At 43.6% G+C, this 24,871-nt stretch carries 21 protein-coding genes; all 21 read left to right on the top strand.

What is annotated here, in order from left to right; all coding sequences use genetic code 11:
* Nucleotides 1–39 precede the first annotated feature (39 nt).
* A complete protein-coding gene (gene rpsB / locus H2672_RS10225; protein WP_067211184.1) occupies nucleotides 40–765 on the top strand; it encodes a 30S ribosomal protein S2 in 726 nt (241 codons plus the stop codon).
* Nucleotides 766–850: 85 nt separating this feature from the next.
* Complete coding sequence (gene tsf, locus H2672_RS10220; protein WP_186671217.1) at nucleotides 851–1,735, top strand: translation elongation factor Ts; 885 nt, start codon at nucleotides 851–853, stop codon at nucleotides 1,733–1,735.
* Between the two features lie 79 nt (nucleotides 1,736–1,814).
* The gene (gene pyrH, locus H2672_RS10215) at nucleotides 1,815–2,540 is read left to right on the top strand and encodes a UMP kinase (RefSeq protein WP_186671216.1); all 726 of its coding nucleotides are present in this window, start codon (nucleotides 1,815–1,817) and stop codon (nucleotides 2,538–2,540) included.
* Nucleotides 2,540–3,097 (top strand): ribosome recycling factor, encoded by a 558-nt coding sequence (gene frr / locus H2672_RS10210; protein WP_186671215.1) that lies wholly within the window; start codon nucleotides 2,540–2,542, stop codon nucleotides 3,095–3,097. The genes pyrH and frr overlap by 1 nt, the downstream gene beginning before the upstream one ends.
* 142 nt (nucleotides 3,098–3,239) lie before the next feature.
* Entirely contained in the window at nucleotides 3,240–4,034 is a 795-nt protein-coding gene (locus tag H2672_RS10205) for an undecaprenyl pyrophosphate synthase (protein ID WP_186671214.1), read from the top strand.
* Nucleotides 4,031–4,825: a phosphatidate cytidylyltransferase gene (locus H2672_RS10200; RefSeq protein WP_186671213.1), complete on the top strand. Its 795-nt coding sequence runs from the start codon at nucleotides 4,031–4,033 to the stop codon at nucleotides 4,823–4,825. The genes H2672_RS10205 and H2672_RS10200 overlap by 4 nt, the downstream gene beginning before the upstream one ends.
* 16 nt (nucleotides 4,826–4,841) lie before the next feature.
* Nucleotides 4,842–5,990, top strand: coding sequence for a 1-deoxy-D-xylulose-5-phosphate reductoisomerase (locus tag H2672_RS10195; RefSeq protein WP_186671212.1), 1,149 nt, complete (start codon nucleotides 4,842–4,844; stop codon nucleotides 5,988–5,990).
* Between the two features lie 43 nt (nucleotides 5,991–6,033).
* Nucleotides 6,034–7,296, top strand: a complete 1,263-nt coding sequence (gene rseP / locus H2672_RS10190; RefSeq protein ID WP_186671211.1) for an RIP metalloprotease RseP — start codon at nucleotides 6,034–6,036, stop codon at nucleotides 7,294–7,296.
* Nucleotides 7,297–7,614: 318 nt separating this feature from the next.
* The gene (locus tag H2672_RS10185; RefSeq protein ID WP_186671210.1) at nucleotides 7,615–9,321 is read left to right on the top strand and encodes a proline--tRNA ligase; all 1,707 of its coding nucleotides are present in this window, start codon (nucleotides 7,615–7,617) and stop codon (nucleotides 9,319–9,321) included.
* A gap of 349 nt (nucleotides 9,322–9,670) precedes the next feature.
* On the top strand, nucleotides 9,671–13,981 hold the full coding sequence (locus H2672_RS10180; protein WP_186671336.1) for a PolC-type DNA polymerase III: 4,311 nt from the start codon (nucleotides 9,671–9,673) through the stop codon (nucleotides 13,979–13,981).
* 367 nt (nucleotides 13,982–14,348) lie between these two features.
* Nucleotides 14,349–14,825, top strand: a complete 477-nt coding sequence (gene rimP / locus H2672_RS10175) for a ribosome maturation factor RimP (RefSeq protein ID WP_186671209.1) — start codon at nucleotides 14,349–14,351, stop codon at nucleotides 14,823–14,825.
* Nucleotides 14,826–14,847: 22 nt separating this feature from the next.
* Entirely contained in the window at nucleotides 14,848–16,044 is a 1,197-nt protein-coding gene (nusA, locus tag H2672_RS10170) for a transcription termination factor NusA (protein ID WP_186671208.1), read from the top strand.
* A gap of 18 nt (nucleotides 16,045–16,062) precedes the next feature.
* A complete protein-coding gene (gene rnpM, locus H2672_RS10165) occupies nucleotides 16,063–16,341 on the top strand; it encodes an RNase P modulator RnpM (RefSeq protein ID WP_067211155.1) in 279 nt (92 codons plus the stop codon).
* Nucleotides 16,338–16,715 carry a YlxQ family RNA-binding protein gene (locus tag H2672_RS10160; RefSeq protein WP_186671207.1) on the top strand — a complete coding sequence of 126 codons (378 nt, stop codon included), beginning with the start codon at nucleotides 16,338–16,340 and terminating at the stop codon, nucleotides 16,713–16,715. The genes rnpM and H2672_RS10160 overlap by 4 nt, the downstream gene beginning before the upstream one ends.
* Nucleotides 16,663–19,167: a translation initiation factor IF-2 gene (gene infB, locus H2672_RS10155; RefSeq protein WP_186671206.1), complete on the top strand. Its 2,505-nt coding sequence runs from the start codon at nucleotides 16,663–16,665 to the stop codon at nucleotides 19,165–19,167. The genes H2672_RS10160 and infB overlap by 53 nt, the downstream gene beginning before the upstream one ends.
* Nucleotides 19,164–19,442 carry a DUF503 domain-containing protein gene (locus H2672_RS10150; RefSeq protein WP_067211147.1) on the top strand — a complete coding sequence of 93 codons (279 nt, stop codon included), beginning with the start codon at nucleotides 19,164–19,166 and terminating at the stop codon, nucleotides 19,440–19,442. Before infB ends, H2672_RS10150 begins: the two co-directional genes overlap by 4 nt.
* A 22-nt stretch (nucleotides 19,443–19,464) precedes the next feature.
* Nucleotides 19,465–19,821 carry a 30S ribosome-binding factor RbfA gene (gene rbfA, locus H2672_RS10145; RefSeq protein ID WP_186671205.1) on the top strand — a complete coding sequence of 119 codons (357 nt, stop codon included), beginning with the start codon at nucleotides 19,465–19,467 and terminating at the stop codon, nucleotides 19,819–19,821.
* Nucleotides 19,822–19,912: 91 nt separating this feature from the next.
* Nucleotides 19,913–20,824: a tRNA pseudouridine(55) synthase TruB gene (gene truB, locus H2672_RS10140; RefSeq protein WP_186671204.1), complete on the top strand. Its 912-nt coding sequence runs from the start codon at nucleotides 19,913–19,915 to the stop codon at nucleotides 20,822–20,824.
* Between the two features lie 12 nt (nucleotides 20,825–20,836).
* Complete coding sequence (locus tag H2672_RS10135) at nucleotides 20,837–21,784, top strand: bifunctional riboflavin kinase/FAD synthetase (RefSeq protein ID WP_186671203.1); 948 nt, start codon at nucleotides 20,837–20,839, stop codon at nucleotides 21,782–21,784.
* Between the two features lie 128 nt (nucleotides 21,785–21,912).
* Nucleotides 21,913–22,182, top strand: a complete 270-nt coding sequence (gene rpsO, locus H2672_RS10130) for a 30S ribosomal protein S15 (protein WP_067211137.1) — start codon at nucleotides 21,913–21,915, stop codon at nucleotides 22,180–22,182.
* A gap of 515 nt (nucleotides 22,183–22,697) precedes the next feature.
* The gene (gene pnp / locus H2672_RS10125) at nucleotides 22,698–24,815 is read left to right on the top strand and encodes a polyribonucleotide nucleotidyltransferase (protein ID WP_186671202.1); all 2,118 of its coding nucleotides are present in this window, start codon (nucleotides 22,698–22,700) and stop codon (nucleotides 24,813–24,815) included.
* Nucleotides 24,816–24,871: the final 56 nt, after the last annotated feature.

The following is a 24,871-nucleotide window of genomic DNA, read 5'->3' as shown; positions in this document are numbered from 1 at the left end:
TACACGGAGGGAATTAAACCAAAACAGGAGGAATAAAAAATGTCAGTTATCTCAATGAAACAACTGCTTGAAGCCGGAGTACACTTCGGTCACCAAACACGCCGCTGGAACCCGAAAATGAAGAAATTCATCTTCGTGGAACGTAACGGAATCTACATCATCGATCTTCAAAAAACGGTGAAGAAACTTGAAGAAGCTTACGCATTCATGCGTCAAGTTGGTGCTGATGGCGGTAAAGTTCTATTCGTCGGTACTAAAAAACAAGCACAAGATGCAATTAAAGAAGAAGCTGAACGCGCTGGAATGTATTATATTAACCAACGCTGGCTTGGTGGAACACTTACGAACTTTGGCACAATCCAAAAACGTGTTGCACGTATGAAACAAATCGAGAAAATGGAAGAAGACGGTACATTTGACGTACTTCCTAAAAAAGAAGTTGGACAACTTAAGAAACAACACGAACGTCTTGTTAAATTCCTTGGCGGAATCCGTGATATGAAAGCAATTCCGGATGTTATGTTCGTTGTTGACCCACGCAAAGAACGCATCGCGGTTGCTGAAGCAATCAAATTGAATATTCCACTAGTTGGAATCGTTGACACGAACTGTGATCCAGACGAAATTGATTACATCATTCCTGCGAATGATGATGCAATTCGCGCAGTACGTCTATTGACTAGCAAAATGGCTGATGCTTTGCTTGAATCAAGACAAGGCGAAGACGAAGAAGCGACTCAAGAAGAAACTGTAGCTGCAGAGTAAATCCAGTAAATGAAAAGACGATAAGCGGCTTATACCCTTATCGTCTTTTTTCGGAATCGATGGCTTAATATAGGAGGAATAGAAAATGAAGATTACAGCACAAATGGTTAAGGAATTACGAGAAAAAACAGGTACAGGTATGATGGATTGTAAAAAAGCGTTAACAGAAACAAACGGTGATATGGAAGCTGCAATTGATTTCCTACGTGAAAAAGGTCTTTCTAGTTCTGCTAAGAAAGCGGATCGTATTGCTGCAGACGGTACAACGTCTATTTACGTTGACGGTAACGAAGCAATTATTATTGAAGTGAACGCAGAAACTGATTTTGTGGCTAAAAATGAAGGTTTCCAAACGCTTGTTAGCGACCTTTCTGTACATCTTCTTGCTACAAAACCTGCTACAGTCGAAGAAGCAGTTGCATCTATATTGCCAAACGGATTATCAGTAGCGGATCATATTTCAAATACCGTTGCTAAAATCGGTGAAAAGATCACACTTCGTCGTTATGAAATCCGTACGAAAACGGATAACGATGCATTCGGTCCATACTTGCACATGGGTGGACGAATCAGTGTCCTTACTATTGTTGAAGGTTCGACAGATTCAGATGCAGCAAAAGACGTTGCAATGCACATTGCAGCATTGAATCCGAAATACGTTTCACGTGACCAAGTTTCTGCTGAAGAAGTTGAGCACGAACGTAAAATCCTTACAGAACAAGCACTTAACGAAGGTAAACCAGAAAACATCGTTGCGAAAATGGTTGAAGGCCGTATCGGTAAATACTTCGAAGATATTTGTGTACTTGACCAGGCGTTTGTTAAAAACTCTGATCAAAAAGTTGGAGACTTCGTGAAGTCAACTGGTGGCACATTGAAAGAATTTATCCGTTATGCAGTTGGTGAAGGAATTGAAAAACCTGAAGATAACTTCGCAGACGAAGTTATGAGTCAAGTTAAAGGTAACTGAGCCGTTATAGACTAACAAATGGGGAACACATGCGTGTGTTCCCCATTTTTCAAGAATAAAGAATAGATGGAGGATACAAATGAGCAACCCAAAATATAAACGTATCGTCTTGAAATTAAGCGGTGAAGCACTTGCTGGCGATCAAGGTTTCGGTCTTTCGCCAGAGGTTATTAAAAACGTTGCAGAACAAGTGAAAGAAGTTGTTGACCTCGATGTCGAAGTTGCCGTTGTTGTCGGAGGCGGAAATATTTGGCGTGGTAAAGTAGGCAGTGAAATGGGAATGGATCGTGCGACAGCAGATTACATGGGCATGCTTGCTACGGTCATGAATTCCCTTGCTCTACAAGATTCACTTGAAAAAATCGGCGTTGAAACCCGCGTCTCTTCATCAATTGAAATGAGGCAAGTTGCGGAACCATACATACGCCGCAAAGCAATCCGCCATCTTGAAAAGAAACGGGTCGTCATTTTCGCAGCAGGTACGGGAAATCCATATTTCTCAACTGATACGACAGCAGCACTCCGTGCAGCTGAAATTGAAGCGGATGTCATTCTTATGGCGAAAAATAATGTGGACGGCGTTTATTCAGCTGACCCAGCTAAAGATAAGAATGCAGTCAAATACTTAGAACTATCGTTTTTGGATGTCATCAATCAAGGGCTTGAAGTAATGGATTCTACTGCTTCAACTCTATGTATGGACAACGATATCCCACTCGTAGTATTCTCTATTATGGAAAATGGAAATATTAAAAGAGCTGTCCTAGGTGAATCGATTGGGACGGTCGTCAGGAGGAATTTGTAATGGCTAACGAAGTAATGGATCAAGCTAAAGATCGTATGGAAAAAGCAATTGGTGGATATACGAGAGAACTAGCGTCTATTCGTGCAGGACGTGCAAGTGCTGCAATGCTGGACAGATTAACTATTGAGTATTACGGCGCTCCTACTCCGATATCACAGATGGCTGGTATTTCAGTACCTGAGGCGCGTCTACTTGTCATTCAACCATATGACAAAACAATACTTGCCGATATTGAAAAGGCAATCATGAAATCGGATATCGGAATTACACCTTCGAATGACGGTAGCGTCATCCGCCTTGCTGTTCCAGCATTGACAGAAGATCGTCGTAAAGAGCTTGTGAAATCTGTGAAAAAAGAAGCAGAAGAAGCGAAAATTGGGATTCGCAATGTACGTCGTGATGCGAATGAAGATTTCAAGAAACTCGAAAAAAGTAGCGATATTACTGAGGATGAGCTACGCCGCTATGGTGAGGAAATCCAAAAGTTGACGGATTCGCAAATCGTGAGAATCGATGAAATTGCAAAAGTTAAAGAAAATGAAATAATGGAAATCTGATAGAAGAACTTTCTATATTTCGAGACGTCCTTATTTCAGGACGTCTTTTTCTTTTAACTGCAATTAAAAATGAAATTAACCGTCTAATTTGTTACGATAGAGTATGTACTTGCTCTGATAGTAGCTGAGTGGAGGAAACGACATGCTAGAAAAACTTTTTGGGAAAAAAATTGTGGTGGCGGCTAGTTCAATTACGGACCGAATTGCAACTGCTAAAAGCAGGAATATCCCTGCTCATGTGGCGATTATTATGGACGGCAACGGCAGATGGGCGAAACAACGTAATTTACCCAGAATAGCAGGTCACCATGAAGGTATGAAAAAGGTTCGTAAAATAACGCGCATCGCAAATGATCTTGGTGTAAAAGTGCTTACACTTTACGCATTCTCTACGGAAAATTGGAAACGCCCGAAACTCGAAATAGATTTCCTGATGAAACTTCCTGGAGAGTTTCTTAGCACTTATCTCCCCGAGCTAATCGAGCAGAATGTAAAAGTGGAAATGATTGGAAATTTTGAAATGTTGCCAGATCATACGAAAAAAGCAATTAGTAAAGCAATGGATGAAACAAAGCACAATGACGGTTTAACATTGAACTTTGCAATGAATTACGGTAGTAGGCTAGAACTTGTCGAATCCGTCAAAGAAATTGCAGCACTGGTAGCCGACGGTTCAATTAATCCTGAGGATATTAATGAGTCACTCATTGGATCTCATTTAATGACCGCTCATTTACCGGAACCGGATTTACTGATCCGCACAAGCGGTGAAGTCAGGTTGTCCAATTTCATGCTGTGGCAGCTCGCATATGCCGAGTTTTCTTTCACAGACGTGTTGTGGCCAGATTTTGATGAAATATGCATGCTGAATGCGATCGAAGAATTCCAAATGCGAAATAGACGTTTTGGAAGTGTAGAAGGGAATGGGGACGTTTGAAACAAAGGATATTAACGGCAATCGTTGCGCTTATCTTTTTCGTTCCGCTAGTTGTAATAGGTGGGATGACCTTCACGATTGCAGTTTATGCAATTGCAACAATTGGGTTATATGAACTATTACGAATGAGGGACATCCAACTATTTTCAATCGAAGGTATTTTGACATGGATAGCGCTTGCAATTTTACTTATGCCTGCCAGGTGGAGCGGTAACATCTACGAAATGGTTGGTTATACAAAAATAGAAATGACATTCGCTCTTGTCCTTATGCTATTGATTTATACAGTTGTTGTTAAAAATCGATTTACGTTCGACCATGCCGCTTTTTCTGTTTTGGCAGCATTGTATGTCGGAATCGGATTTTATTATTTGATTGAAACGAGATTGTTTGGAATCGAATACGTCGTGTATGCTTTGCTGGTAATCTGGACGACCGATTCTGGTGCTTATTTCATAGGCAGGAAAATTGGCAAGCGCAAACTGTGGCCGGAAATATCTCCAAATAAGACAGTCGAAGGTTTTGTAGGCGGTGTAATGTCAGCAGTTGTTTTTGCTTGCATCTTCCAAATCATCTTCCCAATTGCTTCTACATATATCATACTTATTGTTGTGACGATTATTGCATCGATTGTCGGGCAGTTGGGCGATCTTGTCGAATCGGCATTAAAAAGGCATTATGAAGTTAAGGATTCAGGAAAGCTCCTGCCGGGCCATGGTGGGATCCTAGACAGGTTCGATAGTCTCCTTTTTGTATTGCCATTACTTCATTTCCTACACTTTGTAGGATAAGAGAAAGGGTGTTTACATGACAAAGAAAATAAGCCTACTTGGGGCTACAGGCTCAATCGGTATACAGACTTTGGACATCATTGGTTCCAACCCGGATAAATTTAAGCTCGTATCTTTTTCGGCTGGTTTGAATATCGATAGTGTAAGGAAAATTGCTTCCGCATATCAGCCGCGAATGGTATCTGTAATCAAACGTGAAGATGCCGAAATGCTGAAAACGGAATTTCCGGCTATCGAATTTGTTTATGGCGATGAGGGCCTTGTTGAAGTCGCGGCACGCACAGGTGCTGATATTTTGCTTAACGCAGTCATCGGCAGTGTTGGACTTAAACCAACACTGGAAGCAATCCGCGCAGGGATAACAATCGCAATTGCCAATAAGGAGACACTTGTCGCAGCAGGGGATATCGTCATGAGTGAAGCCCGTAAATACGGTGTATCGATTTTACCTGTGGACAGTGAGCATTCAGCACTTTTCCAAGCGTTGAACGGAGAAGATCCGAAACGTATTTCCAGACTTATTTTGACCGCTTCAGGCGGAAGTTTCAGGGATCTTACCCGAGCAGAACTTTCCAACGTGACGCTCGAACAGGCTCTCGCGCATCCTAATTGGTCGATGGGCAATAAATTAACAATCGACTCGGCGACAATGTTAAACAAGGGACTCGAAGTGATTGAGGCGCATCATCTTTTTGGAATGCCTTATGATAAAATCGATTGCTTGCTTCACGAAGAAAGTATCATCCATTCGATGATTGAGTTCGAAGACACTAGTGTCATGGCACAACTGGGTTCACCTGATATGCGGGTGCCAATCCAATACGCTTTGACCTATCCTGATCGGATTCCAATGCAAAACGCGAAACCGCTTCGACTTGAAGAAATTGGAATGTTGCATTTCGAGAAAATGGATCTTGTTCGCTTTAAGGCGCTGGGACTTGCATATGCTGCAGGTAGAGAAGGTGGTACAATGCCAGCTGCTATGAATGCCGCAAATGAAGTGGCTGTAGCGTTGTTTATGAATGGGCGCATCCAATTTGTACAAATTGAAGATATCATTGAACGGGTAATGGAGGCGCATCGAACAATTTCAACTCCGAATCTTGAAGCGATTTTGGAAACAGATTCGCTTACTCGAAAAATGGTGTATGCTATGGTAGAATGAGTTTTTTAGAAACGGCCTAAGAGGTCAGTGAAGGTGGTTTTTCATGGAAACCGTTATTTCGTTTATAATCGTATTCGGTACGTTGGTCTTTTTTCATGAACTAGGACATTTCTTGTTTGCGAAAAAGGCTGGAATTATGGTGCGTGAATTCGCAATTGGATTTGGGCCTAAAATTATTGGTATTCAAAAAGGTGAAACGTTATATACAGTTCGACTTCTGCCGCTTGGTGGTTATGTTCGGATGGCAGGGGAAGACTTTGATACGGTTGAATTACTGGCTGGTTATCGTGTAGGTCTATTGATTAATACTGCAAATGAAGTTGAAAAAATTTATTTGAACCGCAATGTTGCGAATCCTGACGTTCTGTTCCTTGAAACAGAATCATCTGATTTGGAAAAGGAATTGTTTATCGAAGGTTATGATGAAGAGGGGCAGCTTGTCCGTTACAACATATCTAGACAAGCGGTTATCTATGAGAAGGGGCAGAAAACGCTTATTGCTCCGTATGATCGCCAATTCGAATCGAAATCTCTAGGCAGTCGAGCAATGGCTATCTTTGCAGGTCCATTATTTAACTTTATCCTGGCGTTTTTCATATTTCTTGCGATTGGATTGTTACAAGGTGTTCCGACGTATGAACCGATTATTACGAGCGTAGTAAGCGGTGATCCAGCACAGGTTGCAGGGATGAAAGATGGAGACTACGTTACAGGGGTCGATGGTAAACCCATCAGCACTTGGCAGGAGTTTGCTACAATCATTCAAAACAGTCCCGGTGTATTGCTCCAACTCGAAGTGGATCGTAACGGTGATTCAGTGATAATGGATGTTGTACCAAAGACACTCGAAGAAAAAGGGACAGAATACGGTCAGATTGGCGTGAAATATACAAGCCCAGTAGTGAAAGGTCCCTTAAAAGCAGTTCAGTATGGGGCGGAAGAAACAATTGTATGGTTTAAAAGAATTGCCGAATTACTTGGGATGCTCGTAACGGGTCAATTGTCATTCGACGCCTTATCAGGTCCGGTAGGTATTTACCAAGCTACTGGGGAGATGGCAAAGAGCGGTATATATAGTCTCATGAACTGGGCTGCAATTTTAAGCATTAACCTGGGGATTATGAACTTGTTGCCATTACCAGCACTTGACGGCGGAAGGCTATTGTTCTTCTTGTTTGAAGCAATTCGAGGTAAGCCAGTTGACAAGCAGAAAGAAGGAATGGTCCATTTTGTTGGAATTGTTCTGCTGATGTTGCTAATGCTTGTTGTAACCTGGAATGATATACAACGCTTTTTCTTTTCTTAAAGAAAAGCGCAAGGCGCCGTTTAGCTCCGACAAGCGCTGGAGAGCCTGTCGGTAAAGGCGTTCTTTGCCTTTATCGCCAGGACCGAAGCGACTCGAGGGGCTGGCGTCTGTAGTCTGGACAAGAAAAGCGCAAGGCGCCGTTTAGCTCCGACAAGCGCTGGAGAGCCTGTCGGTAAAGGCGTTCTTTGCCTTTATCGCCAGGACCGAAGCGGCTCGAGGGGCTGGTGTCTGTAGTCTGGACAAAAAAAGCGCAAGGCGCCGTTTAGTCTAGAGAATTTAACAACACTTCCAAAAACATTACTTAAGGTGGGGACATAGATGAAACAATCGCGAACATTCATACCTACAATGCGTGAAGTACCTTCTGATGCCGATGTAAAATCACATCAATTACTTTTGCGCGCAGGTTTTATCCGACAAAATACAAGCGGAATTTATTCATTCCTACCTTTAGGAAAAAAAGTACTTCAAAAAGTCGAGACAATTATCCGTGAAGAAATGGAAGCAATCGAAGCGGTAGAGGTATTTATGCCTGCTATGCAACAAGCAGAACTATGGCAGGAAACCGGAAGATGGTACTCGTATGGTCCTGAGCTATTCAGAATGACTGATAGGCATAAAAGGGAATTCGCTCTTGGTGCGACTCATGAAGAAGTAATCACTTCACTTGTCCGTGATGAAGTTAAATCGTATAAGAAGTTACCGTTGACGATGTACCAAATCCAGACCAAATTCAGGGATGAACAGCGTCCACGTTTCGGACTTCTTCGAGGACGCGAATTCATCATGAAAGACGCGTATTCATTCCATGCGACGGAAGAAAGCCTTGATGAGAAATACCAGGAAATGATGCAAGCCTATTCGAATATCTTTACGAGACTTGGACTTGATTTCCGTGCGGTTATGGCAGATGGTGGTTCAATCGGTGGTACAGATACGCATGAATTCATGGCGCTATCTGACATTGGTGAAGACACAATCGCGTATAGCGACTCTTCGTCATATGCTGCTAATATTGAAATGGCCGAAGTGAATGTGGACTATGAAAAACTGGATGAAGCGTTACAGGAAGTTGAGAAAGTCGCAACGCCTGATCAAAAAACAATCAGCGAAGTCGCTTCATTCCTGAATGTCGATGCGACTCGTCTTATTAAGACGCTAATCTTCAAAGCAGATGACGAGCTAATTGCAGTGCTTTGTCGTGGTGACCATGAAATCAATGATATTAAACTGAAAAATGTACTAGGGGCATCTGAAGTTGAATTCGCTGCTGAAGTTGATGTTACTGCGCTTCTGTCTTGTGGGGTTGGTTCAATTGGGCCTGTTAAACTTCCTCTGGATCTCAAAGTAATTGCAGACCACTCAATCGCTTCAATCGTAAACGGTGTATGCGGAGCGAATGAAGATGGTTTCCATTTGACGAATGTCAATCCAGAACGTGATTTTGCTGTGGATCGTTATGAAGATCTTCGATTCATCATTGAAGGAGACGCATCTCCGGATGGCAACGGTACGATTAAGTTCGCTAGAGGCATTGAACTTGGACATGTATTCAAATTAGGTACGACGTATAGTGAACCAATGGGCGGAACATTCCTTGATGAAAATGGCAGATCGAAACCATACATCATGGGCTGTTATGGCATTGGCGTTTCACGTATACTTGCAGCTGTCGCAGAACAGTTCAACGATGAGTACGGCTTGAAATGGCCGAAGAAGATTGCACCATTTGATGTCCATCTTATTGCTGTTAATCTTAAGGATGAAAGTCAAAAAGAATTGGCTGAAGAATTATATAGTGTTCTAAAATCGTATAGATACGATGTACTCTATGATGACCGTCCTGAACGAGCAGGCGTTAAATTCGCCGATTCGGATTTAATTGGCTTGCCAGTTCGAATTACAGTCGGAAAAAAAGCTTCTGAAGGAATTGTCGAAATTAAATTCAGACAAACCGGAGAAACGGCTGAATGGCAAAAAGAAGAGTTAACTGAAAAGTTACAAGCATTTTTCACAGCTGAATAACTATCAAGAAGGGAAGGCCGCATGTCGGTACTTCCCTTCTTTTTCGGAAGAATAAGAAAGAATACGTTTTTTGACCTAGAACAGTGTCTAACTCCAGGCGCCAGCCGCTCGGGTCATAAGCAATCCAGCTATGTGGCAAAGAGCGCCACGTCGTACCTGCAAGGATGCAGGTATGCAGTCGTTGCGACAGGAAGTCGCGCTCTTAGACTGCCTTCCCCTGGATAGACTTATGCCTGTCGCGGGCCTACAGGATGTAGGTCATGCAGCTGTTGCCACAGGAAGTGGTGCACTTAAGCTGCGTTCCTTTTGGCGCCTTGCGTTTTTCGCTGATGAAGGATTGGAGAGACTTATGGACGCTATAAATAAATTATATATCTTGCTGCAGCAAATCGAGATGACGGATGATCAATATGCCATTCACTTTGAACATGCGGAACTTAACCGTGTGAACATTCATCGGAAATCGAGGGTGTGGCAATTTAATTTAACGCTCGAAAAGCCATTACCGGCAGATGTGTATACAATATTTTCGCAACGTGTGAATAAAACATTTGCAGCCATTGCAACGGTGAAGCTTCATATTACATCCAAAAACCAGGAAGTAGATGGGCAATTACTAACGGATTATTGGCCGTTTATCATCGAAGAGTTGAGTGATATGTCCCCGCCAATCAGGGAACGTCTTAGTGGACAAAAGCCTGTCATGACGGGTGGGAAAATGACTCTTTCTTGTACAAGTGATTTGGAACTACAAATGATGAAAGGCAAATATGCTGAACTCATCACGGATGTTTATACATCATTCGGTTTTCCGCGGCCTGTTGTCGATTTCAAATTGGCAGAGGAAGATAGCGGGGCGGAAGCTGCCCGTGAAGCGTTTATGGCGCAACGGCTAGCGGAAGAGGAAGCGTATGGTAAAAAAGCGCTTGAGGATTTAAAACTAAGGGAAACGTCCCAGAAAGAAAGTGGCGCTGTATCTGGACCATTCCGTCTCGGAACGCCAATTAAACCAGATGAGCCTATGCTCGAAATTCAGCAAATTCAGGACGAAGAACGTCGCGTGACGATAGAAGGTTATGTATTTGACACGGATGTTCGGGAACTTCGGAGTGGACGCTCACTATTAACGATTAAAGTAACAGATTACACGGATTCAATTCTTGTTAAAATGTTCTCGCGTGATAACGAAGATGCGGAAATGATGAAGGCGCTGAAAAAAGGGACATGGATTCGAGCCCGCGGCGGTATCCAAAATGATACGTTCGTACGCGATCTCATTATGATGGCCCAAGACGTTATGGAAGTGTCACCTATTATCCGGCACGACAAGGCGCCGAAGGACAGGAAAAGGATTGAACTGCATGCACACACGACGATGAGTCAGATGGATGCCGTTGTATCTGCATCTGCACTTGTTGAACAAGCAGCGAAATGGGGACACCCCGCAATCGCAATTACAGATCACGCGAACGTTCAATCATTTCCAGAGGCATATAACGCTGGGAAAAAACATGGTGTGAAAGTCATTTTTGGACTAGAAGCAAATTTAGTGGATGACGGAGTGCCAATCGTTTTTGATGAACAGCATAGAAAACTGGAAAATGATTCATTTGTTGTATTTGACGTTGAGACGACAGGGCTTTCAGCGGTGTATGACAGAATCATCGAGCTGGCTGCGGTCAGAGTGAAAAATGGTGAGATTATTGAGACGTTCGAAAGGTTCTCAAATCCGCATCATCCGTTATCTTCTACAACGACCAGGCTAACGGGAATTACCGATGATATGGTGAAAGATGCACCGGAAATCGAGGATGTCACGAAAGATTTCATCGAATTTATTGGCGATTCGATTCTTGTGGCACATAATGCGAAATTCGATATGGGCTTCTTTTATCAAGCATGTAAAAAGGCGGACTTGGAAGCCGCGGCCTATCCAGTCATCGATACGCTCGAATTGGCCCGCTTCCTTTATCCAGAAATGGGGAATCACAGGCTAGGCACGCTGGCGAAAAAGTTCGGAATTGAACTGACTCAGGCTCACCGAGCAATCTATGATACTGAAGCGACTGCGCATTTGTTCCTTCGTTTGTTAAAAGATGCGGAAGGAAAAGGCATCGAATACTTGGATGACTTTAACCGCCATATTGGTGAAGGAGACGTCTACAAACGGTCTCGCCCATCGCATTGTACACTTTTAGCGGTCGATGATGAAGGATTGAAAAACTTGTTTAAACTCGTTTCTTACTCACATATGAATTATTTTTATCGTATTCCGCGTATACCACGTTCATTGCTTGTTAAATACCGCAAAGGGCTGCTTGTCGGCTCTGGGTGTGATAAAGGTGAAGTGTTCGAGGGGCTTATGCAGAAACCGATGGAAGAGGTAGAGGAGATTGCGAAGTTTTACGATTACTTGGAAGTACATCCGAAACCGGTTTATTCACATCTGCTTGAACTTGAATTGATTCGCGATGAGTGGAATATGGAAGACATTATGCGCAAACTGATTAAGCTTGGGAAAAAGGTTGGTCTACCGGTTTGTGCAACAGGAAATGTCCATTACATTGATGAAACGGATGCGGTATTCCGCCAAGTACTTGTCAGATCACAAGGTGGGGCCAATCCGATGAACAGGCATTCTCTGCCGGCAGTTCAATTCCGAACGACGGATGAAATGCTGGAGGAATTCGCGTTTCTAGGTCAAGAAGTTGCGGAAGAAATAGTTATAGATAACCCGCATGCAATTTTAGCTAGAATAGGGAACGTAAAACCAATCAAAGATGATCTTTATACTCCGACAATCGAAGGTGCGGACGAAGAAGTACGTGAATTGACTTATTCGATGGCACACGGAATATATGGTGAGCAATTGCCGGAAAACATCGAAGCGCGTATTGAAAAAGAATTGAAATCGATTATCGGCCACGGCTTTGCGGTTATCTACCTCATCTCACACAAGCTTGTGAAGAAATCGCTGGATGAGGGGTATCTTGTTGGGTCTCGGGGGTCGGTCGGCTCATCGCTTGTCGCTACAATGATGGAAATCACTGAAGTAAATCCGATGCCGCCACATTACATTTGCCCGACCTGCAAGAAGTCCGAGTTTTTCGATGATGGATCCGTCAGTTCTGGCTACGATCTTCCAGACAAAATGTGCCCAACATGCGAAACACCTTTCAAAAAGGATGGTCAGGATATCCCGTTTGAGACTTTCCTTGGATTTAATGGGGATAAAGTTCCGGATATTGACCTTAACTTCAGTGGCGATTATCAAGCGCATGCCCATAATTATACCAAGGAACTGTTCGGTGAAGATTTTGTTTACCGTGCGGGGACGATAGGGACTGTCGCTGAGAAGACGGCTTACGGCTATGTACGCGGTTATATGAATGATAATAATTTGAACTTCCGCGGCGCTGAAATTGATCGCCTTGTACAAGGCTGTTCTGGTGTTAAACGGAATACAGGGCAGCATCCCGGCGGAATAATCGTTGTTCCCGATGATATGGATATATTCGATTTCACACCCATTCAATTTCCGGCGAATGATTTGAATTCGAGCTGGAAGACGACTCATTTTGACTTCCATTCCATTGACAATAACTTGTTGAAACTCGATATTCTCGGTCATGATGATCCGACGATGATTAAAATGTTGCAGGATTTATCGGGAATTGATCCACTGACGATTCCACCAGATGATAAAGGGGTTATGGAATTATTCAGCGGTACAACTTCGCTCGGGGTCACCCCGGAGCAAATCGGTTGTAAGACGGGGACGCTCGGTGTACCTGAGTTTGGGACAAGATTCGTTCGGCAGATGCTTGAAGAGACGAAGCCGTCGACGTTTTCGGAACTAATTCAAATTTCCGGATTATCTCATGGTACGGACGTTTGGCTCGGCAATGCACAGGAATTGATCCAAAACAAAACATGTGAACTGAAAGATGTTATCGGTTGTCGTGATGATATTATGGTGTATTTAATCTATCAAGGATTAGATCCGTCGATGGCATTTCAGATTATGGAATTTGTCCGTAAAGGCCGTGGATTGACACCGGAGTTTGAAGCGGAAATGAAAGCTCAAAGCGTGCCTAACTGGTATATCGAATCGTGTAAAAAGATTAAATACATGTTCCCGAAAGCGCACGCAGCTGCCTATGTATTGATGGCGCTGCGCATCGCCTACTTCAAAGTGCATCACCCAATTTTGTACTATGCAACATACTTCACAATACGGGCAACGGACTTTGATCTACTGACCATGACGAAGGGATCGGCGTCGATCCGGGCGCAAGTTAAAGAAATTAATGCAAAAGGGCTGGATGCAACGCCGAAAGAAAAGAGCTTGCTCACCGTACTTGAAATTGCGCTGGAAATGTGGGAACGAGGTATTTCATTGGAAAGACCAGATTTGTATAAATCCGACGCAACAACATTCCTTATTGAAGGCAATGCACTGATTCCGCCATTCAATTCAGTTCCATCTCTTGGGACGAACGTTGCGAATTCAATTGTTGAAGCAAGGAAAGACGGAGAGTTTCTTTCGAAAGAAGACTTCCAACAGCGCGGTCGAGTTTCGAAGACGATTGTCGAGTATATGGACTCATTAGGTTGTTTGGAAGGCATGCCTGATGCGAATCAGCTGTCTCTCTTCTAGGATTTATGCTATGTTTTTCGAATTACAATAGGGTGCGTTGTTGGGCATCTATTGTATAATTTCCGCAATGGGAGCGAGAATTATAACATCAAACCGAACCTTCTTGTTCGGTTTGTTTGCACCAGCAAATATCGTATGGTATGATGGGAACAACTTTTGTAATAGTCTTGCGCAAAAAGAGTGGGATTTCCCGCTCTTTTCTGTTGTTCTGTACTGTTTTTTAATTTTATTTGGTAGGAGTTCAGGCTCTCATCAAGTGAAATTAGAGCCTCCGGCGGATGCCACGGATTTTGTAGTGAAATTAATCTACTTAATCTGGGCGCAAATACGCAGAGGCGTATTTGATTAATATTTCGGGAGGGCTAAGATGAGTAATATTACGGAAGAAGTCGCAAAAATCGCCAGTTCAATTGTTGAGGAACTAGAATTGGAACTTGTCGATGTAGAGTTCGTTAAAGAAGGAAGAGACTGGTTTTTACGGGTCTATATCGATACACCTAACGGAAACATCGATATTGATCAGTGCTCTCAAGTTAGTGAAAAGTTAAGTGAAGAGCTTGACCGTACTGACCCAATTCCGCAAAACTATTTTCTTGAAGTGTCTTCACCAGGTGCAGAGCGTCCGTTGAAGAAGGAAGAAGATTTTCAAAAAGCAATTGGACAGTTCGTATTCATTAAAACGTACGAAGCCATTAATGATATGAAAGAGTTCGAAGGTTATTTGTTGGCATATGGTCCTGAGGGAGCAGAAGTTGAAATGCGCATTAAGACGAGAAAATTAACGGTTGTAATCGGCCAGGATAAAATCGCACTTGCCCGTTTGGCAATCGACTTTTCCGCATAATTGAATAGTAGGAGTGATTAACATGAGTAGTGATCTACTCGATGCATTGACAGCCCTAGAAAAGCAAAAAGGCATTTCTAGGGACGTATTAGTAGAAGCAATCGAAGCAGCACTTGTAACCGCATATAAACGCAATTTTAATCAGGCACAAAATGTGCGCGTTGATTTGAACCTTGATAAAGGAACGATGAAAGTGTATTCAAGAAAAGACGTTGTCGAAGAAGTCGAAGATGAGCGTCTGCAAATCAGTCTTGAAGATGCACATAAAATCAACCCATCTTATGAACTGGAGGATGTTGTTGAAGAAGAAGTGACGCCTCGCGATTTTGGTCGTGTTGCAGCACAAACTGCGAAGCAAGTTGTTACGCAGCGTGTGAGGGAAGCGGAACGTGGCATCATCTATGAAGAGTACGTCGACAGGGAAGATGATATCGTCAACGGTATTGTTGAACGTCTTGACGCACGAAATTTGTATGTAGGTCTTGGGAAAGTCGAAGCTGTTTTACCGGTAGGGGAACAGATTCCGACAGAAACGTATAAACCCCATGATCGTATCAAAGTATATATTACAAAAGTTGAACGTACATCACGTGGACCGCAAGTGTTCGTATCTAGAACACATCCTGGCCTTCTCCGCAGGCTGTTTGAAGTTGAGGTTCCTGAAATCTTTGAAGGCATCGTTGAAATAAAATCGATTGCACGAGAAGCGGGAGATCGTTCTAAAATTTCAGTTCATACGAATAATGATGCAGTAGATCCGGTCGGTTCATGTGTAGGTGCAAGAGGTGCCCGCGTTCAATCAATATCAAATGAACTGAATGGCGAGAAAATCGATATCGTCGAATGGTCAGAGGATCCAGCTATATTCGTTGCAAATGCACTGAGCCCGTCAAAAGTAATTGACGTTCAGGTGAATGAAGAAGATCGATCAACAACGGTTGTTGTACCTGACTATCAATTGTCACTTGCTATCGGAAAACGTGGTCAGAACGCTAGACTTGCTGCCAAGATGACTGGTTGGAAAATCGACATTAAGAGCGAAACGGATGCACGGGAACTTGGGATTTATCCGTCAGCAACTAGTGCGTTAATCATAGAACAAGTCCAATTGGATGAAGACGCGAACGAAAGCGATCCATACTTCGTTGAAGATGAAGTTACAGAAGCCATTGGAACTGAAACAATTGATCTGTATACGGATACGGAAAACGAAGACTGAGAGGAAGGATGAGTACACATGACAAACATGAAAAAAATTCCTCTGCGTAAATGTGCGGCGACAGGCAATATGTTTCCTAAAAAGGAAATGATCCGCATTGTTCGCCCGAAAGAAGGGGAAGTTTCAGTCGATCTCACTGGCAAGAAGTCAGGCCGAGGGACATATGTGTCAAAATCCGAAGAAGCAGTTGAATCCGCGCGCCGTAACAGATCGATTGAAAGTCAACTTGGGACGGCCGTACCTGAACAGGTATTCGAGGATCTTCTCCACGCAATCCGCCGGGAGGCATTAAAATGACAGATCCGAAAAAGATTTATCAAATGCTTGGCATGGCGGCGCGGGCAAGAATGCTTATTATGGGTGAAGATTTGGTTGTTCGGGAGATTCGTGCCGGCAAAGCGCGTCTTGTGATTATTTCAGAGGACGCATCAAAAAATACGATGAAAAAATTAACAGATAAAAGTACGTTTTACAACGTTGAGAAGCATGTTTTTGGGAATCGAGAAGAGCTTGGACATGCAGTTGGAAAAGAGTCGCGGGTCGTACTTGCGCTAACGGACAATGGTTTTGCTAAAAAAGTGTCCGGGCTGCTCAACGAATATAACCGGGGGTGGACTAATGACGAAAATACGGGTACACGAATACGCGAAACAAGTGAATCGGACGAGTAAAGAAGTTATTGATGAGCTTGGAAAGATAAATGTAAGTGTCACAAATCATATGTCTACATTGGATAATGATTCAATTACAAAACTGAATAGTAAATTCAGTGGCAATGTCACTAAACAAAGTGCGCCAAAAGTAGAAACGAAGGGTGCTGAACAAAAAATGGCTCCAAATCAATCACAAGGTTCGACAGGCGGCAATCGCCCAGCGCAAGGCTCAACAGGCGGTACTCGCCCATCACAAGGCTCAACAGGCGGCAATCGCCCATCACAAGGCTCAACAGGCGGTACTCGCCCAGCACAAGGTTCAACAGGCGGCAATCGCCCAGCGCAAGGTTCAACAGGCGGCAATCGCCCAGCGCAAGGCTCAACAGGCGGCAATCGCCCAGCACAAGGCTCAACAGGCGGCAATCGCCCAGCGCAAAGCTCAACAGGCGGCAATCGCCCAGCACAAGGTTCAACAAGCGGTAATCGCCCAGCGCAAGGCTCAACAGGCGGCAACCGTCCAGCGCAAGGTTCAACGGGCGGCAATCGTCCAGCACAAGGTGCACCAAGCGGACAAGGCGGTCGCCCAAGTGGCGGAGGTCCAGGAGGTCGTCCAGGTGGCGGTCGCGGTGGACGTCCACCAGCACGCGGTATAAACCAAGGTCGCAGAAGATATCGTCCAGCGAACCCAATTCCAAAAGTGGAAAAACCGTTACCGGAAAAAATCACTTTTTACGAATCACTGTCTGTTGCTGAACTAGCGAACAAACTAGGCCGTGAACCGTCTGGCATCATCAAAAAACTCTTCATGCTTGGTATCATGGCAACAATCAACCAAGAATTAGACAAAGATGCGATTGAACTCATCTGCGCAGATTATGAAGTTGAAGTAGAAGAAGAAATTCGTATCGACGTAACTGATCTTGAAACGTACTTTGAGGAGCATGAGGAAACAGCTATTGCTTCAATTGAACGTCCTCCAGTCGTTACAATCATGGGGCATGTTGACCACGGTAAAACGACACTTCTAGACTCGATTCGTAATACGAAAGTTACACAAGGCGAAGCGGGCGGTATCACTCAGCATATTGGTGCTTACCAAATCGAAGAAAAAGGCAAGAAAATAACATTCCTTGATACACCAGGTCACGCTGCGTTTACAACGATGCGTGCACGCGGTGCGAAAGTGACTGATATTACGATTCTTGTTGTTGCAGCGGATGATGGTGTTATGCCACAAACAATCGAAGCCATCAACCATGCAAAAGCGGCTGATGTTCCGATTATCGTTGCAGTGAATAAGATGGATAAGCCTTCTGCAAATCCAGACCGTGTTATGCAAGAATTAACAGACCAAGGACTTGTTGCTGAAGCATGGGGCGGAGATGCAATTTTCGTACCAATCTCAGCATTAAAAGGCGAAGGAATTGACCAGTTGATTGAAATGGTTCTTCTTGTTGCTGAAGTCGCTGAACTGAAAGCTGATCCGAACATCCGCGCACGCGGAAGTGTCATTGAAGCTTCTCTTGATAAAGGTCGCGGTGCTGTTGCAACGCTTCTTGTTCAAGACGGAACGCTTCGTGTAGGAGATCCAATCGTAGTTGGTAACACATATGGTCGCGTACGTGCGATGGTAAGCGACATTGGACGCCGCGTGAAAGAAGCTGGCCCATCTACACCGATTGAAATTACAGGGTTAAGCGATGTACCTCAAGCTGGAGATCGTTTTGTTGTCTTTGAAGATGAGAAAACAGCACGCCAAATCGGGGAAACTAGAGCCGGTGAAGCGCTGCAAGATCAACGCGTTGAGAAAACACGTGTAACACTTGATAACTTGTTTGATCATATGAAACAAGGCGAAATCAAAGAATTGAACTTAATCGTCAAAGCAGACGTACAAGGTACGGTTGAAGCGATGGCATCTTCACTCATGAAAATTGAAGTTGAAGGCGTTAACGTTAAAATCATCCATACAGGTGCTGGTGCGATTAATGAATCTGATATTTCACTTGCTGCTGCATCAAATGCCATCGTTATTGGATTCAACGTTCGTCCAGACGTCAACGCGAAACGCGCGGCGGAAGAAGAAGGCGTTGAAATCAGACAACACCGTGTCATCTATAAAGTGATTGAAGAAATCGAATTGGCAATGAAGGGTATGCTTGATCCTGAATACGAAGAAAAAGTTATCGGACAAGTTGAAGTACGCGAAACAATTAAAGTGTCTAAAATCGGAACGATTGCGGGAAGCTATGTAACAAGCGGTAAAATTACGCGTGATTCAAGCGTTCGTATCGTTCGCGACAACATCGTCATCTTCGAAGGCGAAATAGATACATTGAAACGCTTTAAAGACGATGCAAAAGAAGTAGCTAAAGGCTATGAATGTGGAATTACAATCAAAAACTTTGATGATATCCATGTAGGCGACGTTATCGAAGCCTTCATCATGGAAGAAATTAAACGAGTATGATTGTCTACGCGGAATGTTCATTCTTCATTCCGGAGGCGGCTTCATTGAAAGAGAAGCGGTCTGTTTTAAAACGGATGACGGACAGAGTCAAAAATGATTATAATGTCTCCATCTCAGAACTAGATCATCAGGATCTATGGCAACGAACAACAATCGCTCTTGTTGCTGTTGCCTCATCAAAAGATGCAGCTGAGCGTGAAGTTAGGCGGGCAATCCGACTTTTGGAGTCAAATCCAGAGTGGGAATTGTCCAACCTGACGCTCGACTATTATTAAAACGGGATTGGGGTGACCATCCATGACAATGCGCGCTAATCGTGTTGCAGAGCAGATGAAAAAAGAGCTTGGTGAAATCATCGGTCAAAAAATTAAAGATCCACGTATCGGTTTTGTTACAGTAACCGATGTCGAGGTGACTGGTGATCTTCAGCATGCCACAATTTACATTTCTGTTCTCGGAAAAGAGTCGGAAAAGAAAGATACGCTGAGAGGGCTGAATCAGGCGAAAGGATATATTCGTACTGAAATCGGCAAGCGGATCAGGCTTCGAATAACACCCGAAATTAAGTTCGAATTCGATAGTTCCGTTGCATACGGAACTCGGATTGAATCACTTCTTAAACAGGTGAAAAACGAAGAAGAAGTCAAAGAATAAATGATTGAAGAAAGGAGGAAGTCGGTGTCCACAAGGACTTTCCGGCTTCTTCTTTTTACATATAGCGACAATTGTGAAGGCGGTGGCGTGTATGAATGGAATACTTCCCTTGTGGAAGGAAAAAGGAATGACTTCGCATGATTGTGTATTCAAATTGCGGAAGATTCTAGGTACGAAAAAAGTGGGACATACCGGTACACTTGATCCAAGTGTAGAGGGCGTATTGCCGATTTGTATCGGACAGGCAACGAAGGTCGCTGAATATGTAACAGATTCCGGCAAGGAATATATAGCAGTTGTGTCCATTGGGACTGCGACTGAAACGGAAGATGCAGATGGAGCAGTTGTAGCTTCGGATTTATCACCAAAACATATTACGCGAACGGAAATTGAAGCAGTACTCGCCAAATTGACAGGCGAAATTATCCAAATTCCACCGATGTATTCTGCTGTAAAAGTGAATGGTAGAAAGTTATATGAATACGCCCGAAAAGGGATTGAAGTTGAAAGACCTGAACGAAAAGTGTTCATTCATGAAATCGAATTGTTGGACCCTGTACAATGGTATGAAGGTGAAACAGTTTCGTTCCGCATTCGAGTTGCTTGCGGCAAAGGAACGTATATCCGCACGCTTGCTGTCCAGATTGGGGAGCTGCTGGGTTTCCCTGCGCATATGGCGGCATTAGTCCGTACATCGTCAGGAACTTACGTGCAGGCAGACTGCCGGACGCTAGATGAAGTAAGGGCACTTCAGGAAGAAGGCCGAATTGCAACGATACTTCGTCCGCTTGAAGATGCACTAAATGATTTTGCGGCCCTTGAAATAACTGAAGAGCTCCTTGAAAAAGTAGAGAATGGACAAGTGCTGCCTGAGCATCCACTGCTTGAAAGTGAAGAGGCAATCGTATTTATGAATGAAGGCAAGGCACTTGCAGTATACAGGAAGCATCCTACCAAGCTTGGTCTCATGAAGCCTGAAAAGATGTTTCCGTTGAACAGGTAAGGGGAGATTACAATGGACATCTACAAATTGCATTACCCAGGAAAAGTTACGATTGATAATGATGCGCATTATTCCCTTGCAATCGGATTCTTTGACGGCTTGCATAAAGGTCATCAGTCGGTGATTAACGGAGCGAAAAGAAAGGCCGAAGAACTTGGTATCCGTTCTGCTGTTATGACATTCGATCCGCATCCCTCACATCTATTTGGTGATGATAAAAATAAGGTAGGCTATATTACGCAGTATCCAGAAAAAGTTAGGCTGCTTCGTTCGATGGGCATCGATGCTTTGTTTATCGTGACGTTCGACTGGGCGCTTGCTTCGCTGTCGCCTAAGCAATTTGTCGATGTATTCTTGAAAGAACTACATGTTTTGCATGTCACTGCAGGGTTTGATTTTACATTCGGTTCGAAGGGTGCAGGCACTATGGAACAGATGGCTGCTTTGTCGGGCGGAACATTCGGTACAACTGTAATCAAAAAAGTGACGGATAATGAGCAAAAGATTTCATCAACACGGATTCGTAAGCTTTTGTCTAAAGGCAATGTTGAAGAGACGGAATTACTTCTTGGCAGACCTTTTCGGACGGTTGGCGTGGTTGTTGACGGTGAGAAAAGAGGAAGGCTACTCGGATTCCCGACTGCCAACGTTATGCCAGAGAGTAGCGCGGTGTTGCCGGCAAATGGTGTCTATGCAGTGCGTTTCACTGTGGATGAAAAAATATATGATGGTGTATGCAATGTCGGCGTGAAACCGACGTTCCATGATCCAAGTGAAAGGCAGGGCGTCGTTGAGGTGCATGTTCTCGATTTTTCCGGAGATCTCTATGGCAAAGAAGTATCTGTAGACTGGATTGGACATATCCGCGATGAGCAAAAATTCGGTTCCATTGATCTACTTATCGAACAAATTGCCAAAGACAAAAATAACGCACAAGAGATTCTAGGAGCACGTGGATGATTGTTGCATTTCGAAAATAGGCATGGTACTATAAATACGTGCCAATGTGCACAAACCATTCCTTGGCATCGCGAATCACCAACGCTTGCTCGGGAACCGGGGATATCTTACTATTGGAGGTGAAGAAGATGGCTATCACACAAGAACGTAAAAATGAATTGATCAGTGAATACAAAATTCATGATACTGATACTGGATCAGCAGATGTACAAATCGCTGTCCTTACAGAAGAGATCAATAACCTGACAGAACATTTCCGTCTTCATAAGAAAGACAACCACTCACGTCGTGGTCTTTACAAAATGATCGGAACTCGTAAAAGACTTTTGAGATACTTACGAGACAATGAAGTTCAGCGTTACCGTGATCTTATTGCTAAACTCGGCCTTCGCCGTTAATAAGATGACTACAGAAAGTGGGCCTTGTGCCCGCTTTTTTTTGTGCGTTTATTTTAGTTGTTTGGAGTGGTCTTTCCTATTCATTGTGTGGTGTCAGTAACTGGCACCGTGTATTTTTTGGTTCTGTACTGGGTAGTTTTGTGTGCGGCTACTGATTGGAAATGTGAACATTCAGCGCAGGCGCCTTACAGGGGTAGCCGAAGCGAGTTGAGTGGAATCTTTATGTTCTTTACGTCTTTAGAGAGTGTTTGGTGTAGCCTTTTCTGTTCAGTGTGTGGTGCCAGCAGCTGACACAATGCATTTCGACATGTTCTATTCTTCTAAAAAAATCAAAACCTCATTAATTACCCCCGTTCTATACTAGAAACTACAAAAAAGTGGTATACTATACAAATGTGCCATGATGACGGTTAAATGATGATAAAAACTTGTGTTCACTGAGCGCTATCACTTACACTACTACTAATACATACACGTATACAGTTCAGGCTGGAATATGGAGAGGGGTTCAATTTATGACAGAGAAAAAAGTTTATACACTTGATTGGGCAGGACGACCGTTGACAATTGAAACGGGGCAACTTGCTAAACAGGCGAACGGAGCAGTACTTGTCCGTTACGGAGATACAACAGTACTTTCTACAGCAACGGCTTCAAAAAATTCACGGGGGTTAGATTTCTTCCCACTTACGGTGAACTATGAAGAGCGTATGTATGCAGTTGGAAAAATTCCAGGTGGCTTCCTTAAACGTGAAGGACGTCCATCTGATAAGGCTGTATTAACGAGCCGTCTGATTGACCGTCCGATTCGTCCTTTATTTGCAGACGGATTCCGTAATGATGTACAAGTTATCTCACTTGTTATGTCAGTCGACCAGGACTGCTCATCTGAAATGGCTGCAATGCTTGGTTCTTCTCTAGCATTGTCTGTTTCTGATATTCCGTTTGAAGGACCGATTGCAGGTATTCAAATTGGTCTTATTGACGGCAAATTCATCGTCAATCCAACACCGGCACAACTAGAGAAGAGTGATCTTGACCTTGTTGTTGCAGGAACAAAAGATGCGATCAATATGGTTGAAGCCGGTGCTAAGGAAGTTGCTGAAGACACCGTTCTAGAAGCAATCATGTTCGGACATGGTGAAATCATTAAATTGATTGAATTCCAAGAGAAAATTATTGCCGAAGTCGGTAAAGCCAAAACGGAAGTGAAATTGTTCCAATTGGATGAAGTGATCTTAACGGACATAAAAAATAGCTGTGAAACAGACCTTATCAATGCTATTCAAACACAGGAAAAGCATGCGCGTGAGGACGCTATCAATGCAGTGAAAGACGAAGTAATCGAACGCTACAAAGAAAACGAAGCGGACGACGCGACGATGAAACAAGTAAAAGGCGTGCTGGATCAACTTGTTAAAGAAGAAGTCCGTCGCTTGATTACGGATGAAAAAATCCGTCCAGACGGTCGTGGTCTTGACGAAATTCGTCCACTTGCTTCTGAAGTTGGCATTTTGCCACGCACACACGGATCAGGTCTCTTTACACGTGGGCAAACACAAGCACTTAGCGTTTGTACACTTGGGGCACTTGGTGAAGTACAAATCATCGATGGTCTTGGCCTAGAAGAATCAAAACGTTTCATGCATCATTATAATTTCCCGAACTTCAGCGTCGGTGAAACAGGTCCGATTCGTGGACCGGGTCGTCGCGAAATCGGTCACGGAGCACTTGGTGAACGTGCACTTTTAGCTGTCCTTCCGAATGAAACGGATTTCCCGTATACACTGCGTTTGGTAGCGGAAGTACTTGAATCGAACGGTTCTTCTTCACAGGCTTCTATCTGTGCGTCAACAATGGCGATGATGGATGCAGGTGTTCCACTGAAAGCGCCGGTTGCAGGAATTGCAATGGGACTTGTGAAAAAAGGGGATAACTACTCAGTCCTTTCCGATATTCAAGGGATGGAAGACCATCTCGGCGATATGGACTTCAAAGTGGCAGGTACTGAAAAAGGAATTACTGCCCTTCAAATGGACATTAAAATCGATGGTCTTTCTCGTCAAATCTTGGAAGAAGCATTGGCGCAAGCAAAAGTCGGTCGCTTGAAAATCTTGGATCATATGATTACGGCTATCGGTGCCCCACGTACTGAGCTTTCGGAATTCGCTCCGAAGATTATCATGATCAAAATCAACCCAGACAAGATTCGTGACGTAATTGGGCCTGGCGGAAAAGTGATTAATAAAATCATCGAAGAGACAAGCGTTAAAATCGATACGGAACAAGATGGTACGATTTATATCTCTTCTCCAAATAATGAAATGAATGCCAAAGCGAAAGCGATGATTGAGAATATCGTTCGCGAAGCAAAAGTTGGCGAATACTATATGGCGAAAGTGAAACGCATTGAGAAATTCGGTGCATTCCTTGAACTATTCCCAGGTAAAGACGGACTACTCCACGTTTCTGAAATTGCAGAAGAGCGGACAAAAGTGGTTGAAGATGTCTTGAAAATGGGCGATGAAATGTTCGTAAAAGTAACTGAAGTTGATAACCAAGGACGCGTTAACCTGTCTAGAAAAATTGTCATTCTTGAAGAAAAAGAAGCAGCTGAAAAAGCGAATAGCTGAATCGACATACAGCACTAGAATGGAAAGCCCCCTCTTCAAGTGAAGATGAGGGCTTT

The sequence above is a fragment of the Sporosarcina sp. BP05 genome, assembly GCF_014282005.1.
Lineage (GTDB): Bacteria > Bacillota > Bacilli > Bacillales_A > Planococcaceae > Sporosarcina.
This window is presented reverse-complemented; position numbering and strand designations above follow the sequence as displayed.